We start from the raw sequence: 16,350 nt of genomic DNA, 5'->3' as shown, positions 1-16,350 counted from the left end.
GGATTCGTTCTCCGCGCTCCCCTCGCGGATGAACCTTCCCGCCGCGGACCGGCACAAAGACTGGAGATCGCTCCCAGCCTTTCGGAAATCGCAATGAGATCGTTTGCCTTGCTCTGCCTGCTCGTGTTCGCCACGCCCGCGCATGCGGCCGCGCCCGAGCAGCACTATCTCGATCTGCGCGACCGTGGCATCGCCAAGTTCTCGAAGGCCGCGGAGAGCGATGAAACCTCCAAGCAGCACGACGCGGCGATCAAGGAGCTGACAGGCGTGTTGCGAAGCCTGATCGGGCCGATCACCATCAAGGGGCTGCCTGCGGAAGCAAAGTCCAATGTGGACACGCTGTACAAAGGAGACTCGGGCTTCGGCCATCTCGACGGGCTCGGTTTCGCGACGGAAGGCGACAAGCTTCAAGCTGTGGTGACCACCACCGCGCTGCTCAAGCATTGGCTTGCCGAGCACCGCGAGGACGGCATGCCGCAGGAGATCGACGCGGCGTTCAAATCGGACCGCTTCTACTATCAAGCGATCCAGGACTCCGCGTTCGGAAAATATGCGGAGCTGCCGATCACGAAGCCCGCATCGGCAAGTGTCGCGGTTGCCGTGCTGGGCCTGCGCGGCAATGGCGATATCAAGGGACCGCCGAGCGAAATCGACGTCGTCGCAATCCAGGGCGACAAGGTCTTCTTCCTCGCCGCCAGCGACGCCGTGAAGACGGCTGAAATCCCGGCCTGCGAGAAGGTCTGGAAGCAGATGATGGCAAAACCCATCAACAAGAAGGACCCGCGCGGCGACATGACCCGCGAAGACAACGCGATGACGGCGTTTACCGCGTGCTTCGCCAAGGAAGCGCCGAGCCAGGGCTGGTTCGCGGCAGCCGTCAAGAAGGCGCAAATCCAGCTCGACATGCTGCCGCTGCGCTGAGGCCGAGACTCCAGCCGCAGCCGCCTTCGCCAAATATCCCCTAGCTGATCTATTTCAGAGGGCGCCTTGACGGCAACGACCCTATGCTTTCAACTTGAGGTATAGACGACCGGGGGCGGGCGGCCATGGAAGCAAATAGCCACGAAGCTCTGGTGGGCGAGTTTCTAGCTGAGATCAACACAGCAATCGAAAATCATGGAAAGGCCTACACGTGGGATACCTTCTGGTATCAGTCCATCGTCGTGACCTCTGCCATTTGCGGAATCCTTTCGTTGATATTTGGAACGGCGGCGAACGACCCAAAGGTTGCCGGCATTTTCGGTGGGATAACCACAATCGGGACGGTTTTGACGCAAACATTGCATTGCGTGAAGGCTCAGGGCTGGCAGTCCGCAATGAAGACTGAGCTGGAAGCAATCAGACTTCAGCTCGTATATGAGCATGCTTCACCGCCGTCAGCCGAAGCGCTTGCTGATCTGTCGAAGCAGTACCGGGATCTGAAGTTGAGAATGGCTGCTGAATGGCAGCGACTGATAAGCTCCCAGCCCGGCGGCATCAATCTCAAGGGCAAGGGCAACAAGAACGCAGCCGAATAGCGGAAACAAGAGCCCTCCTGAGAGGGCCTTAACGCCTGCTGCCGCCCCCGAGATTCCAGCCGCGGCCGCCTTCGCCAAAGATCTCGTGGCCGGTCGGCGTCACCACCACCGTGTCCTCAAGCTTGATAAACCCGCGCTTGGGATGCTTCATCGTGGTCTCGATCGACACCACCAGGCCGGGCTCGAGCGGCAACCTTGCATCGACATCGTCGTAGGGCACCGGACCCTTGGCGGTCAGGCGAGGGGCCTCGTGGCTGACGAGGCCCATGCCGTGGGCCAAAAACTCCGTGCAGCCGTGTTGGCTGATCTGGGCGAGCTGGCGCTCGGCTGCGACGTAGATGTCGCCGCCCATGGCGCCCGGCCGGACTGCTGCAAAGGCGGCGCGCTGGACCGCTTCGATCTCGGCGAGACAATCCTTCAACTCGGTGTCCGGCTCGCCGAGCACGGCCATGCGCGCGAGATCGCCGATATAGCCGTGATAATTGCCGCCGGAGTCGAGCGACAGCACATCACCTTGCTCCCAGCGCTGAGATGACGGCGCGCGGTTATGGCTGCTGCCGCAGGCGAGCAGGCAATACTCGAACATCAGTCCGCGGTTGGCTTCGGCGACGCGCAACGCATCCGACAATTGCTGCTTGGTCGTGCCCGGGCCGTGCTGCGAGATCACCTCCAGCATCGAGGCGATCACAAGCTCCGAGGCTGTCTTGAGCTGTGCCAGTTCATCCGCCGACTTCACCGCGCGCAGCCGCTCCAGCACCAGCAGCGCGTCCTTGAGTTCAGCACCGGGCAGGGCGTCGGCCAGCGCCTTCCCTGCGTCCATCGGCAGGAACGCCATCTCGACGCCGACCCGCTTCAACGGCATGCCGGCATCCCGGATCAGCGCGACGGCCCGCGCGATGGCATCGACCGAGCCGTTGGACTCGGTGCGGACCTGCGGCACCCATGGCGGCGTCACGGCGCGCTGATGGGTCTCCAGCCGGTGGCCGATGTAGACGGCCTTGTCCGGCGCGCCCTTGGGATAGACCAGGACCGGCAGATAGCGGCTGACGCCCATGGCATCCATGTAGTCGAAGAAGATCGCGCGCTCGGCGCCAAGCAGGTACTGCACATTGTGCTTCGACGTCGCAACCAGGACGTCGAGGCCGGCGGCCTCCATGAGACGATCGAGCTTGGCGGCGTCGAATGGAATGGCGCGCGAGCTGCTCGCGCGGGCGACGTTCTCCTGCATGACGAAACCTCCCAATGGCGGCGCGGCTTGAACGCCTTCGTCCGCTTGTTGCCTTGGTTCTTGTCTTGATCGTTGTCCTAGGCTTCACCGCAGAGTCTGGAACGGGAGCGGGGGCCTGGCTAGCCTCGGATTTGGCCGGCCTGATCTGCACAAAGCTAGAGGCGGGACTTGCGGCGAGGGGTGGATGCCGCCGGCACGTGAATCCGGGCCCTGTCGGACGAAGGAACGTCCTTGATGTAATCGACAAAGGCGCGTAACGGCGCAGGCACCAGCCGTCGCCCGGGATAATACAGATACGGCCCCGTGAAGCGCTGCCACCAGGGCTCAAGGACCGGTTCGAGCGCGCCGCTTTCAAAGTACGGGCGCAGCCAGTCCTCGAAAAGCGGCACGATGCCGGTGCCCGCGATCGCGACGTCGACGAGGAGATCGGTGGCGCCGCCGAGCTGCACGGTCAACGGCCCCGTCACGTCGACCCTGACGACTTCGCCGTCGCGCTCGAATTCCCAGACCATCGCCGTCCCGCTCGGAAACCGGCCTTGGAGACAGGTATGGCCGAGCAGATCGCGCGGGTGCTCCGGTCTTCCGCGTCGATCGAGATAGGCCGGTGAGGCGCCGAGAGAAAAGCTTTGCTGACGCGGCCCGATCGGCACTGCGATCATGTCCTGCTCCAGGCGTTCGTCATAGCGGATGCCGGCGTCGCAACCGACGGCGAGGATATCAACGAAACTCTCCTCGACGATGACCTCCAGGCGAATGTCCGGATAGGCGGCGAGAAACCCCGGAACGATCGCCGGGAGCACCAGCCGGGCTACGCTGACGGGGACATTCAGCTTGAGCGTCCCCGCCGGCTGGTCACGCAGCCCGTGCGCCACGTCGATCGCGGCCTCGATCTCGCTCAACGCGGGACTAAGCCGCTCGAGCAGGCGATAGCCCGCCTCGGTCGGACTGACGCTGCGGGTTGTCCGATTGAGCAATCTGACGCCGATCTGCGCCTCGAGCCTGCGAACCGCCTCGCTCAGGCCGGATGCGCTGAGACCGCTGATGCGGGCGCCATCGCGAAAGCCGCCGGCGCGAGCCACGGATACGAATGCGTGGAGATCAGCGATGTTGGATTTCATTGTTCGTCATTTCGTACAAGCTGTACGAATTGTGCCTATTTTCGTGCACCCCGACAAGGCCTAACTGCGGTGGGTCAAAGGAGACCGACCATGAGCATTGTTCAACAATCCGGTACGTTCAAACTCAGTGACCGCACCGTCTATCGGTCGGGCTACGGCGCCATGCAGCTTGCAGGGCCCGGCGTTTTCGGGCCGCCCAAAGATCGCAACGCGGCGGTGCGCGTCCTGCGCGAGGCCGTCGCGCAAGGCGTCAATCATATCGACACCAGCGATTTCTACGGACCGCACGTCACCAACCAGATTATCCGCGAGGCGCTGCACCCTTACCCCGACGACCTCACCATCGTCACCAAGATCAGCGCCCGGCGCGGTGCGGATGCATCGTGGATTCCAGCCATGTCACCGGCGGAACTGACACAAGCCGTGCATGACAATCTCCGCAATCTCGGGCTCGATGTGCTTGACGTCGTCAACCTGCGCAGCATGCTGGACGTGCATGGCCCCGTCGAAGGATCACTGGAAGCGCCGCTCACCGTCCTGGCCGACCTGCAACACAAAGGATTGGTGCGCCACATCGGGCTCAGCAACGTCACCCCGACGCAGGTCGCGGACGGGCGCAAGATTTGCGAGATCGTTTGCGTGCAGAACTACTACAATTTGGCGCACCGCGACGACGACAGGCTGATCGACGATCTCGCGCGCGCCGGCACCGCCTATGTGCCGTTCTTTCCGCTTGGCGGCTTTAATCCGCTGCAATCCTCGGTTCTGTCCGAGGTCGCCGCGCGACTTGCCGCGACGCCCATGCAGGTCGCGCTGGCGTGGCTGCTTCGCCGCTCGCCCAACATCCTTCTCATCCCCGGCACCTCGTCGGTCGCTCATCTGAAGGAGAACCTGGCGGCGACCGAGCTCGTTTTGCCCGACGATATCATCCGCGAGCTCGAGGGCGTCGCCAGCAAAGCTTGATGGTGCCGGTATTTCGGCGGACGCAAGTGCGCGGGGAGAGTGGCAGCCCGGCGGATCCAGAATGGCGGGGAGGCCGTAACAGCCGATTGGCCTCGCCATCGAAGCGCGCGTGGGGCTGCAGCAGTCGCACGATCTTGAGGTTCGGTGCGAGAGTGCTCACCGATTTGTGGTCAAATCGCCCGCTTCCATTACCGCGAAGTAACATCGCGCGGCTTTCACTTCTGACTTCCGATTTCTAAGTCTTCCTTCAACCGCAACACTGGCCGCGTGAAGCCGGGAACGCGACCAGGGTTTATCGAGCGCTTATTCGTCGACCCTCGAGCCGAGAACATCCAGGAAGCGCAGGAGGCTGGGCCGCGCGGACATCGTCCGCGTGCAACGCTTTACTGCTGGTCTGGACGCCACGGAGACCGCATGCGGCCGCCGTGGGGCGAGGAGTGCCCCGATGGGTATCGTTCGTTTCGCTTTGCGATTTCCCCACACGTTCTACGTGGTCGCTGCGTTGATCCTGTTCCTGGGTGCCGTCACCATATTCGCGATGCCGACCGATATCTTTCCGGATATCGACATTCCGGTCGTCACCGTGATCTGGAGCTACACCGGCTTGAGTACGCCGGAGATGGAGCAACGCGTCACCACCTACAGCCAGTACTCGATCAGTTCCAATGTCAACGGCATCAGGAATATCGAAGCGCAGACCATGGCCGGCCTGTCGGTGCAGAAGATCTACTTCCAGCCCGACGTCAATCTCGACCTGGCCATCTCGCAGATCGTCTCCGCCACCAACGCCATCCGCGCGCTGATGCCGCCCGGCATCCAGGCCCCGGTCGTCGTGCAGTTCAACGCGTCGAGCGTACCTGTGCTCCAGGTCAGTCTGAGTTCCGACACGCTGAGCGAGCAGCAACTCTACGACTACGGCATCTACCGGATCCGGCAACAACTGGCGCCGATCCCCGGCATCACGCTGCCGACACCCTCGGGCGGAAAATATCGGCAGATCATGGTCGATATCGATCCCGCCAAGCTGGTCGCGAAGGGGTTGACGCCGCTCGACGTCGTCAATGCGGTCAACGCCCAGAACCTGACGCTGCCGGCCGGCACGGCGAAGATGGGCGACAAGCAATATGTGGTCAGGACCAACGCGACGCCGCCTTCGATCGCGGACCTCAACGACATCCCGATCAAGGTCGTGAACGGCGCCACCATCTTCGTCAAGGACGTTGGCCAAGTTCACGATGGCTGGCTGGTGCAGCAGAACGTGGTGCGTCAGAACGGCCGTCGCTCGGTCCTGCTCAGCATCATCAAGAACGGCAACGCCTCGACTGTCAGCGTGGTCAAGGCGGTCCACAAGGCGCTCGTGGCCGCACGCGCCGCCGCGCCTCCGGGGATGCAGATCAACGAGCTGTTCGATCAGTCGGTGTTCGTCAAGCAATCGGTGGAAGGCGTGCTGCGTGAGGGCGCAATCGCTGCCGGATTGACCGCGCTGATGATCCTGCTGTTCCTGGGATCATGGCGATCGACACTCGTGGTCATGATATCGATCCCGCTGTCGATCCTGACCTCGCTGATCGTTCTCTACTTCCTCGGCGAAACCCTCAACACCATGACGCTGGGCGGGTTGGCGCTGGCCGTAGGTATTCTGGTCGACGATTCCACCGTCACGATCGAAAACACCCATCGTCTGCTCACAGAGGAGGGGATGCCGCTGCCACAGGCGACGTTGCACGGAGCGGCCGGCATCGCCGTACCGACGCTCGTATCAACGCTCGCGATCAGCTGCGTCTTCACCTCCGTCGTCTTCCTGGAAGGTCCGGCCAAATATCTGTTCACGCCGCTTGGCCTTGCCGTGGTCTTCGCGATGCTGGCGTCCTACGGCCTGTCGCGGACATTGACGCCGATCATCATCGGCCTCCTGCTCAAGGGCGAGCACCACGATGCACCCGGTACCGCGCCGCGCGGGCCATTCGGGCGATTTCACGCGGCGTTCGAGCGGAATTTCGAAACGATGCGCCACGCCTATTCGCGCTCGCTGACCGGATTGATCGAGCATCGCTTTATCATTCCGGCCGGGATGGCCGCCATTCTGGTCCTCGGCGTCGTGCTGTTTCCGCTGGTCGGCCGGGATTTCTTCCCGGTGATCGACGGCGGGCAAATTCAGCTCCACGTGCGCGCGCCGGCAGGTACCCGTATCGAGAACACGGAAAAAATCTTCCAGGAGGTCGAGGACAAGATCCGCCAGGTCATTCCGGACAAGGACCGCGCGTTGATCGTCGACAACATCGGCTTGCCGGCGCGCTCCTATAATCTGGCCTTCAGCGACGGCTCGACCATCGGCGTCAATGACGGTGTCATCCTGGTTTCGCTGAAGGAGGGGCACCAGCCCACGGCCTACTACGTGCGCAAGCTGCGTGAGATCCTGCCGGCCGCGTTTCCGGAAGACACGTTCTACTTCCAGGCCGCGGACATCGTCACGCAGATCCTCAATTTCGGGCTGCCGGCTCAGATCGACGTACGCACCGTCGGCTACGACAAGGCGAACAATCTGAAGGTCGCGGGCGAACTGCGCCAGCGCATCGCCGCGATCCCTGGGATCGTTGACGCCCATCTCCAGCAGGAGGTCAACGCGCCGGCCTTCTATGCGGATATCGACCGCACCCGCGCGGCGCAACTGGGCCTCAACGCCGATACGATCGCGACCAATCTCAATGTCAGCCTGAGTTCCTCGGAGCAGGTCACGCCGAATTTCTGGACCGACCCGACTTCCGGCATTCCCTATTACTTCGCAGTACAGACACCAGAGCGCCAGATCGCCTCGCTCAACGATCTCGCCAATACGCCGGTGTCGACGTCGCTCGCGGCGGCACAGACCGATACGCCAATTCCCGGCCTCCTGGGCAACGTCACCACCTTCCGGCGCACCACGATTCCGACCAACGCCAATCAGGCCAACGTGCAGCCGGTTTACGAAGTCTATGCCAGCGTCCAGGGCCGCGATCTCGGTAGCGTGTCGAGCGAAATCGACAAGGTCACGGCCGATCTCCAGAAGCAGCTCAAGCCCGGCAACACCATTCAGGTGAGCGGCCAGATCCAGAGCATGAACAGCGCCTTCATCAATCTCAGCACCGGTCTCCTGTTTGCGGCCGTCCTCGTCTATTTGCTGATGGTCGTGAACTACCAGAATTTCGGCGACCCCTTCGTCGTCATTCTGGCCCTGCCGGCGACGCTGTGCGGCATCCTGGCGATGCTGTTCATCACCGGCACGACCCTCAACGTGCCGTCCTTGATGGGGGCGATCATGGCGGTCGGCGTCGCCTCCGCGAACTCGATCCTGCTCGTGACCTTTGCCCGCGAACAGCAGCTTGCAGGCAAGACCGCTTTCGAGGCCGCGATCGAGGCCGGCCACACCAGAATCCGGCCGGTGCTCATGACCGCCGCCGCGATGATCGTCGGCATGATTCCGATGGCCATCGGCGCAGCCGGCGAGGAGCAGAACGCCGCGCTGGCCCGCGCCGTCATCGGAGGCCTCCTGTTTGCAACGCCGACCACGCTGCTGGTCGTGCCCTACCTGTTCGCCATGCTTCGCAAGGGCAACGACGGCAAGACACATCACGGGGTATTTGACGAGGTGCTGGAATGAACTTCAACGGACCCATCAACGCCGAGCGCGTGACGGAGACGGATCGGGACCAGGACGTCGCGCCGCGGCGGAGCGCGCGTCGGGGAGGGCGCCTCGCCGGCTTTGGCCTGATCCTCGTAGCCGGCACGGCGCTCGCGACCGGCGCCTGGAGCCACTACGCCGAGCACCGCGAGGTGCTCGCAACGGCCGAGCAGGCGCGCGACTTCGTCCCGCAGGTCCGAGTCGCCACCGTCGAGCCCAGCGACGATATCGACGTCGTGAAGCTGCCGGCGACGACCTCCGCCTTTGCCAGCGCCAACATCTTCGCACGTGCCAGCGGCTATATCGCCACCCGGGCGGTCGATATCGGCGACCACGTCAAGGCAGGGCAGCTGCTCGCCGAAATCGTCGCTCCCGAGCTCGATCACCAGATCGCCCAGGCCGAGGCGACACTCGCCCAGCTCAATTGGTCGTTCCAGCAGGCTCAGGCGAACCGGACACTCGCCCAAGTCACCTGGGACCGCGACCGGCCGCTGGTCGACAAGGGATGGGTCACGGCCCAGCAAGGCACCATCGACGAGCAGACACTCAAGGCCCAGGAAGCCGCGGTGTCGGTGGCGCAGGCCAATATCAGGGCGGAGGAGGCGCAGTTGCAGGTGCTCCGCCAGCAAAAGCTCTATCAGCGCGTGGTGGCCCCGTTCGACGGCGTCATCACCCAGCGCAACATCGACGTCGGCAGTCTGGTCCAGGCCGATGCGACCTCTGGCACGTTCATGTTCACGCTCCAGCAGGGCAACGTCATCCGCACCCAGGTGTTCGTGCCGCAAGACGCCGCATTCGGCCTGAAGCCCGGCATCGCCGCGGTGGTCCGTGTGCCGGAGATCCCGAACCGGACCTTTCCAGGCACCGTGACCCGGATTGCGGATGCGCTCCAGCCGGGCTCAAGGACGCTGCTGACCGAGGTCGATATTCCCAATCCGGACGCCGCGCTCACGTCGGGTATCTACTGCACCGTGGAACTGCACATCCCACGCCAGACGCCCAGCTTCCGGGTCTCCGCCGACGCCGTGATCTTCAATGGGGACGGCATGCAGGTCGCCGTCGTCGACCATGGCGTCGTGCACCTGAGGAAGATCGGCGTGCTGCGCGACCTCGGCCGCGAGCTCGAAGTCGACAGCGGCATCAAGCGTGGCGACCAGGTCATCCTCAATCCGACTGTCGATCTCGCCGACGGCGCCAAGGTCCGAGCCCGGCCGCCGACCGCCGTGTCGTAAGCCGCGGGGGCTGGGTCGAGGCGAAAGGCGAGTGGCGCTGGGCGCAGCGCCATGTGTCCGCTTGCCTCCAGGAGCCCGTGGACATCCATATCCTCGATTCGCATAAGGTATATTATGGAATATATTTATATCTAATTAGATCAGATATTTAGACAGAACTCCTGCCACGGCGTCTGCGATCCAGCGCTCACCTCGCTCTGTCCTTGACGGCTACTGTGCATGGGGTTGTTTTTCACATTTTGAATCCGGCCCATCGCGCCGAAAGCCGATATTGCCGCAACGATGTCCGGCTGCAATAAGCGAGGCTTCGCGAGATCGCAGATGACCTTCAGGCCTTCCGTCCGTATAGGTTTGCGTCTCACAACAAAAACAAACGTTTGAGGAAGCAGACCCATGAGTTTCTCCCGCCGCACGCTTCTCAAGGCCTCCGCCGCGACCGCCGTCTTTGGTGGCGTCAGCGCGCCTTATGTGGCCCGTGCCCAGGCTGCCGAGTTCTCCTACAAGTTCGCCAACAACCTGCCGGAGTCGCATCCGTTCGTGGCGCGCGCCCGTGAGATGGCCGCGGCCATCAAGACCGAGACCAATGGCCGGTTCGACTTGCAGGTGTTCCCGAACAGCCAGCTCGGCTCCGACACCGACATGCTGAGCCAGGTGCGCTCCGGCGGCATCGAGTTCTTCACGCTGTCCGGCCTGATCCTCGCGACGCTGGTGCCGGCGGCCTCGATCAACGGCATCGGGTTTGCGTTCCCGGATTATCCCACGGTCTGGAAGGCCATGGACGGCGACCTCGGCGCTTACGTCCGCGGCGAGATCAACAAGGCCGGCCTCGAGGTCATGGACAAGATCTGGGACAACGGCTTCCGCCAGACCACGTCCTCGACCAAGCCGATCAACGGCCCGGACGACTTCAAGGGCTTCAAGATCCGCGTGCCGGTGTCGCCACTGTGGACCTCGATGTTCAAGGCGTTCGATGCTTCGCCCGCCTCGATCAACTTCGCGGAGGTCTATTCGGCGCTCCAGACCAAGATCGTCGAGGGCCAGGAGAACCCGCTGGCGCTGATCTCGACGGCGAAGCTCTACGAGGTGCAGAAATACTGCTCGATGACGAACCACATGTGGGACGGTTTCTGGTTCCTCATGAACCGCCGCGCCTGGGCTGCGCTGCCGGACGATATCAAGACCATCGTCGCCAAGAACGTCAACGCGGCCGCCGTCAAGGAGCGCGAGGACACCGAGAAGCTCAATATCAGCGTCAGGCAGGAGCTGGCGGGCAAAGGCCTCACGTTCAACCAGCCCGAGGTCGGGCCGTTCCGCGACAAGCTGCGCTCGGCCGGCTTCTACAACGAGTGGAAGGGCAAGTACGGCGACAAAGCCTGGGATCTGCTCGAGAAGTCCGTCGGCAAGCTGTCGTAACGCGTCAACAATAGGGGCCGTGCCATGGCTCATGTCGATATGACGCCAGCCGTGGCCGGCGAGGTGGCTGGGGCCCCTCGCCGCCGGCCTGTGCTTGGCTCCATCGAGCTTGCGCTGAAATGGCTGGTCGAGATCCCGGCGGCGATCCTGGTCGTCGCCGAGGTCGTGATCCTGTTTGCCGGCGTGGTCTCGCGCTACGTGCTGCATGCGCCGCTGGTGTGGTCGGACGAGCTGGCCTCGATGCTGTTCCTGTGGCTGGCGATGCTGGGCTCGGCGGTCGCATTCCGCCGCAGCGAGCACATGCGGATGACGGCGCTGGTCGCAAGCGTCGGACCGAGGCTCTGGGCTTATCTGGACGTGGTCGCGACCTGCGCCGCGCTGGCGTTCCTGCTGCTGATCGTTCACCCCGCCTATGAATACGCCTACGAGGAAAGCTTCATCACGACGCCTGCGCTCCAGATCTCCAACACCTGGCGCGCCGCGGCGCTGCCGGTGGGCATCTGCCTGATGGTGCTGTTTGCGCTGTTGCGGCTGCTGCGCGTCGGCGACCTCAAGACGCTGCTGATGGCCGCGGCAACGGTCGTGGTTCTGATTGCCCTGTTCTGGCTGGCGCAGCCATTGCTCAAGCCGCTCGGCAACATCAACCTCATCATCTTCTTCGTCGGCGTGGTCGGATTCTGCGTGTTTGCGGGCGTGCCGATCGCGTTCGCCTTTGGCCTCGCGATCTTCGGCTATCTGGCGCTGACCACGCGGACGCCGCTGATGGTGCTGGTCGGACGCATGGACGAGGGCATGAGCCATCTGATCCTGCTCTCGGTGCCGCTGTTCGTGTTCCTGGGGCTCCTGATCGAGATGACCGGCATGGCGCGGGCCATGGTGGCGTTTTTGTCGAGCCTGCTCGGCCATGTCCGCGGCGGCCTGCACTACGTGCTGGTCGGCGCCATGTACCTGGTGTCCGGCATCTCCGGCGCCAAGGCGGCCGACATGGCGGCCGTTGCACCCGTGCTGTTTCCTGAGATGAAGCAGCGCGGCGCCCGCCCCGGCGATCTCGTCGCGCTGCTGGCTGCGACCGGTGCCCAGACCGAAACCATTCCGCCGAGCCTGGTGCTGATCACCATCGGCTCGGTCACAGGCGTCTCGATCTCGGCGCTGTTCACCGGCGGCCTGTTGCCGGGCGTCGTGCTGGCGCTAACGCTGTCGGGGCTGGTCTGGTGGCGCTATCGCGGTGAGGATCTGAGCCACGTTCGGCGCGCGACCTCGGGCGAGATCGGCCGTGCGTTCGTGGTCTCGATCCCTGCCCTGACCCTGCCCTTCGTGATCCGCTACGCCGTGGTCGAAGGTATCGCAACGGCGACGGAAGTCTCGACCATTGGCATCGTCTATGCACTCCTGATCGGGCTCCTGATCTACCGCCAGTTCAACTGGCGGCGGCTGTTGCCGATGCTGATCGAGACCGCCTGCCTGTCCGGTGCGATCCTGCTGATCATTGGCACGGCGACCGGCATGGCCTGGGGCCTGACCCAATCCGGCTTCTCGCGCGCGCTCGCGGCCTCCATGACCGGCCTGCCCGGCGGCTCCGCAACCTTCATCGCGGTCTCGATCCTGGCCTTCGTGGTCCTCGGCAGCGTGCTGGAGGGCATTCCCGCAATCGTGCTGTTCGGGCCGCTGCTGTTCCCGATCGCGCGCCTGGTCGGGGTGCACGAGGTGCACTACGCCATGATCATCATTCTGGCGATGGGTATCGGGCTATTCGCCCCGCCGTTCGGCGTCGGCTATTATGCCGCCTGCGCCATCGGAAAGGTCGATCCGGCCGAAGGTATCAGGCCGATCTGGGGTTATCTGCTGGCGCTGCTGGTGGGATTGATCATCGTCGCGGTCTTCCCGTGGATCTCGATCGGATTTCTTTGAGCGGCCGTGAAGGAGAATGTCGATGAGTGAGCGGCAGAACCAATACACTATCGGCCTGGACAAGACGCCCGCCAACTACGTGGCGTTGACGCCGCTGAGCTTCCTTGCGCGCAGCGCCGCGGTCTACCCGGATCATCTCAGCACGGTCTATGATGGCCGCAGCTTTACCTGGGCGCAGACCTACGAGCGCTGCAGGCGCTTTGCCTCCTATCTCGCCGGCAAGGGCATCGGCGTCGGCGACACCGTTGCAGCGATGCTGCCGAACATCCCGGCAATGAACGAAGTCCATTTTGCCGTGCCGATGGCCGGCGCCGTGCTCAATGCACTCAACATCCGCCTCGACGCATCCTCGATTGCCTTCCAGCTTGAGCACGGCGCAGCGAAGATCATTTTGGTCGATCCGGAATTTTCCGGCGTCATCACCGACGCCCTCGCCCAGATGAGCGGCCCAAAACCGTTCGTGATCGATGTCGACGACGCGTCATTCAAAGGCGGCAAGCGGATCAGCGAGATCGAATATGAGGCGGCGGTCGCGCAAGGCGATGCGAGCTTTACGGCGATCCCGCCCAAGGACGAATGGGACGCCATCGCGCTGAGCTACACCTCGGGCACGACGGGCAATCCCAAGGGTGTCGTTACCCATCACCGTGGCGCGTATCTCAACGCCGTGAGCAACATCCTTGCCGGCAATCTCGGGCAGCATCCGGTCTATCTCTGGACGTTGCCGATGTTCCACTGCAACGGCTGGTGCTTTCCCTGGACCATGGCGGCGGCCGCCGGCATCAATGTCTGCCTGCGCAAGGTCGAGCCGACCAAGATCTTCGAGCTGATCAAGACGCACGGCGTCACGCATATGTGCGGCGCGCCGATCGTCTACAACACGCTGATCAATGCGCCGGACGCGCCGAAAGGCAACGCCATCCGCCGCGTCGTCGGCCTGATCGCCGGCGCCGCACCTCCGGTCGCCGTGCTCGAAGGCGCGGAGAACATCGGCATCAAGCTCACCCATGTTTACGGCCTGACCGAGGTCTACGGTCCTGCCTCCGTCTGCGCCGAGCAGCCGGGCTGGGACGAGCTCCCCGCCGCCGAGCGCGCGCGGATGAAGCGCCGGCAGGGCGTGCCCTACCCGCTGGAGGAAGGCGTCACGGTCATCAATCCGCAGACCATGCAGGAGGTGCCGCGCGACGGCGAGACCATCGGCGAGGTCATGTTCCGCGGCAACATCGTGATGAAGGGCTATCTCAAGAACGAGAAGGCCACCAAGGAGGCGTTCGAGGGAGGCTGGTTTCACACCGGCGATCTCGGCGTGCTCGACGAGCACGGCTACGTCATCATCAAGGATCGCTCCAAGGACATCATCATCTCGGGCGGCGAGAACATCTCCTCCGTCGAGGTCGAGGACATCCTCTACAAGCACCCGGCCGTGCTGTTCGCAGCCGTGGTCGCCAAGCCCGATCCGAAATGGGGCGAAGTGCCCTGCGCCTTCGTCGAATTGAAGGACGGCGCGAGCGCGACGGAGGCTGATATCATCGCCTTCTGCCGTTCGCATATGAGCGGCTTTAAGACGCCGAAGGCGGTCCTGTTCGGGCCGATCCCGAAGACGTCCACGGGCAAGATCCAGAAATTCCTGCTGCGCAATGAAGTGGGCTCGGCGAAGGCGATTTCGGCCTGAGCCGACCGCCCGTCCCATATTCCCGTAGAAGCGCGGATTGACGTCGCGTCTCCGCGGTCGTGGTGATTCGAGCTGAAACCGTTCGTGCACGTTTGACGACATCGAGACATCACAGGAAAAGATTGGAAAACGTTAGAGACGCATTTACGTTTCCCTCCCGTCGGATTCGCTGTTTCCACCTGATTCGCCGCGCGAGCTGCGCGGCCGGCGGCCGGCGCGGTTGGGGCGCTTCATGCGGTTGGTGTCGTGAGCGCAGACGCGCGCGTGCGTCTGCCGCTGCTGCTATTGACGGCCGGATTGCTGCTGCCGCACGCGGCTGAGGCGCAGGTGATGCGCGAGTTCGGCGCATTCGGAGGCACGGAAAATTTTGGACCTCAGGGTCCGAACGCGCCAGGAGGCGGCTTTAACAATTTTGGCGGCAACATGGGTGGTCCCATGTTTGGTGGCCCGCAAGGATCGGGATTCGGCGGCGCGCCGTACGGCAACGGCAATGGTGGCGGCGCAGGGATGCAGCCGAACTACGGCTGGAACGCCGAGCCGCCAGGCCTCGCCGGCGCGGCGCGGTTCGGCATGCGGCAGGCCTTTGGCGGCGGCTCCGGCGCCTCGTCGCAGACTGAAACGGCGCAGGTCACGTTCCTGGCGATGACGCAGTTCACCCAGACCCTGCTCGATCCCGCCATCGAGGGGCGTGGGATCGACCGCGCCGAGTTCGATGCGGAGCTCTCGGCCTATGCGGATATGGGCAGCGACCGCACGCATGGCGGCATCGGCCGCGAAGCGTATGAGGCGATCTACGGCAAGCCTTCGCTCGCAGCGGCGCACTGGAGCATCTGGGCGGCCGGCTTCGGCGGCTCGCAAACGTCGACCAGCGGCTCAGGCTCGGCCGACCGGAGTTTTGCGACCGCGGTCGGTGCCGACTATTCGCTTTCGCCGCAGACACGGATCGGTTTTGCGCTCGCCGGCGGGGGTACTGGCTTTGCCAACAATTTTTCCAGCGGCCGCTCCGATCTGTTCCAGGCCGGCACCTTCGTCAGGCACTCCGTCGGCTCGGCCTATGTCGCGACTGCGCTCGCCTATGGGTGGCAGGCCATCACCAACGACCATTCAGTGACGCCGGCCGGCACGGACCCGCAGCTCAACGCGGCCGTCAACGCCAACGCCTATTCCGGCCGCATCGAGAGCGGCTACCGCTTTGCGATGCCGTGGCTTGGCATCACACCTTACGCGGCTGGCCAGATCACGATGTTCCGCATGGTCACTAATCCTGGCCAGCCAGCCTACTCGGCCGATGCACCCGCGGTGACCTCCGGCAGCAACAATTTCACCGATAGCCGCAGCGAGCTCGGCCTGCGCGTGAGTACATCGTTCCTACAGGCTGGCGGCCTCCTCGACTTGCGTGGCCGTCTCGCCTGGGCACATGATTTCAGCGCAACGCAATCGATGCCGGCGGTATTCCAGGCCGTATCCCCTCAAGGCTTCGTCATCGGCAGCACAGCGCTTGCGCCGAACTCGGCACTGACAGGCGTGTCGCTCGAGCTGCGCGCCATCAACGGATGGTCCGCCTCGGCGAACTTCGACAGCGAGCTGTCGAGCCTCGTGCGCTCCTATACCGGCAAGGCCGTGTTGCGCTACGCTTGGTAG

12 protein-coding genes are annotated in these 16,350 nt (G+C 63.7%); 9 read left to right on the top strand and 3 right to left on the bottom strand.

Annotated elements, in window-relative coordinates; all coding sequences use genetic code 11:
* Positions 1–93 precede the first annotated feature (93 nt).
* Positions 94–921: a hypothetical protein gene (locus tag UB31_RS07020; RefSeq protein ID WP_045010343.1), complete on the top strand. Its 828-nt coding sequence runs from the start codon at positions 94–96 to the stop codon at positions 919–921.
* 125 nt (positions 922–1,046) lie between these two features.
* On the top strand, positions 1,047–1,517 hold the full coding sequence (locus UB31_RS07015) for a hypothetical protein (protein ID WP_045007320.1): 471 nt from the start codon (positions 1,047–1,049) through the stop codon (positions 1,515–1,517).
* A 28-nt stretch (positions 1,518–1,545) separates the two neighbouring features.
* Here UB31_RS07015 and UB31_RS07010 read toward each other — a convergent pair whose 3' ends face one another.
* Together UB31_RS07010 and UB31_RS07005 are read right to left on the bottom strand one after the other, a co-directional pair.
* Positions 1,546–2,745 carry a M24 family metallopeptidase gene (locus UB31_RS07010; protein ID WP_045010342.1) on the bottom strand — a complete coding sequence of 400 codons (1,200 nt, stop codon included), beginning with the start codon at positions 2,743–2,745 and terminating at the stop codon, positions 1,546–1,548.
* Between the two features lie 155 nt (positions 2,746–2,900).
* Positions 2,901–3,863 carry a LysR family transcriptional regulator gene (locus tag UB31_RS07005; protein ID WP_045010341.1) on the bottom strand — a complete coding sequence of 321 codons (963 nt, stop codon included), beginning with the start codon at positions 3,861–3,863 and terminating at the stop codon, positions 2,901–2,903.
* A 90-nt stretch (positions 3,864–3,953) separates the two neighbouring features.
* Here UB31_RS07005 and UB31_RS07000 point away from each other — a divergent pair, with 90 nt between their 5' ends.
* From UB31_RS07000 to UB31_RS06990, 3 genes are all read left to right on the top strand, one after another.
* Positions 3,954–4,826: an aldo/keto reductase family oxidoreductase gene (locus tag UB31_RS07000; protein ID WP_045010340.1), complete on the top strand. Its 873-nt coding sequence runs from the start codon at positions 3,954–3,956 to the stop codon at positions 4,824–4,826.
* A 445-nt stretch (positions 4,827–5,271) separates the two neighbouring features.
* The gene (locus UB31_RS06995) at positions 5,272–8,463 is read left to right on the top strand and encodes an efflux RND transporter permease subunit (protein ID WP_045010339.1); all 3,192 of its coding nucleotides are present in this window, start codon (positions 5,272–5,274) and stop codon (positions 8,461–8,463) included.
* Positions 8,460–9,716: an efflux RND transporter periplasmic adaptor subunit gene (locus UB31_RS06990; RefSeq protein WP_050044725.1), complete on the top strand. Its 1,257-nt coding sequence runs from the start codon at positions 8,460–8,462 to the stop codon at positions 9,714–9,716. The genes UB31_RS06995 and UB31_RS06990 overlap by 4 nt, the downstream gene beginning before the upstream one ends.
* Positions 9,717–9,856: 140 nt before the next feature.
* On the opposite strand, the gene UB31_RS06985 is transcribed toward UB31_RS06990, so the two are convergent.
* Complete coding sequence (locus tag UB31_RS06985; RefSeq protein ID WP_045010338.1) at positions 9,857–10,111, bottom strand: hypothetical protein; 255 nt, start codon at positions 10,109–10,111, stop codon at positions 9,857–9,859.
* On the opposite strand from UB31_RS06985, the gene UB31_RS06980 reads away from it, so the two are divergent.
* The 4 genes from UB31_RS06980 (at position 10,110) to UB31_RS06965 (ending at position 16,350) form a co-directional block, all read left to right on the top strand.
* Positions 10,110–11,129 (top strand): TRAP transporter substrate-binding protein, encoded by a 1,020-nt coding sequence (locus UB31_RS06980; RefSeq protein WP_045010337.1) that lies wholly within the window; start codon positions 10,110–10,112, stop codon positions 11,127–11,129. The two genes, UB31_RS06985 and UB31_RS06980, sit on opposite strands and share 2 nt — an antisense overlap.
* Before the next feature lie 24 nt (positions 11,130–11,153).
* Positions 11,154–13,037 carry a TRAP transporter large permease gene (locus UB31_RS06975; protein WP_045010336.1) on the top strand — a complete coding sequence of 628 codons (1,884 nt, stop codon included), beginning with the start codon at positions 11,154–11,156 and terminating at the stop codon, positions 13,035–13,037.
* A 22-nt stretch (positions 13,038–13,059) separates the two neighbouring features.
* Entirely contained in the window at positions 13,060–14,709 is a 1,650-nt protein-coding gene (locus UB31_RS06970) for an acyl-CoA synthetase (protein ID WP_045010429.1), read from the top strand.
* Between the two features lie 246 nt (positions 14,710–14,955).
* Entirely contained in the window at positions 14,956–16,350 is a 1,395-nt protein-coding gene (locus UB31_RS06965) for an autotransporter outer membrane beta-barrel domain-containing protein (protein WP_050032248.1), read from the top strand.

This window comes from Bradyrhizobium sp. LTSP849, from assembly GCF_000938255.1.
Classification (GTDB): domain Bacteria; phylum Pseudomonadota; class Alphaproteobacteria; order Rhizobiales; family Xanthobacteraceae; genus Bradyrhizobium.
This window is presented reverse-complemented; position numbering and strand designations above follow the sequence as displayed.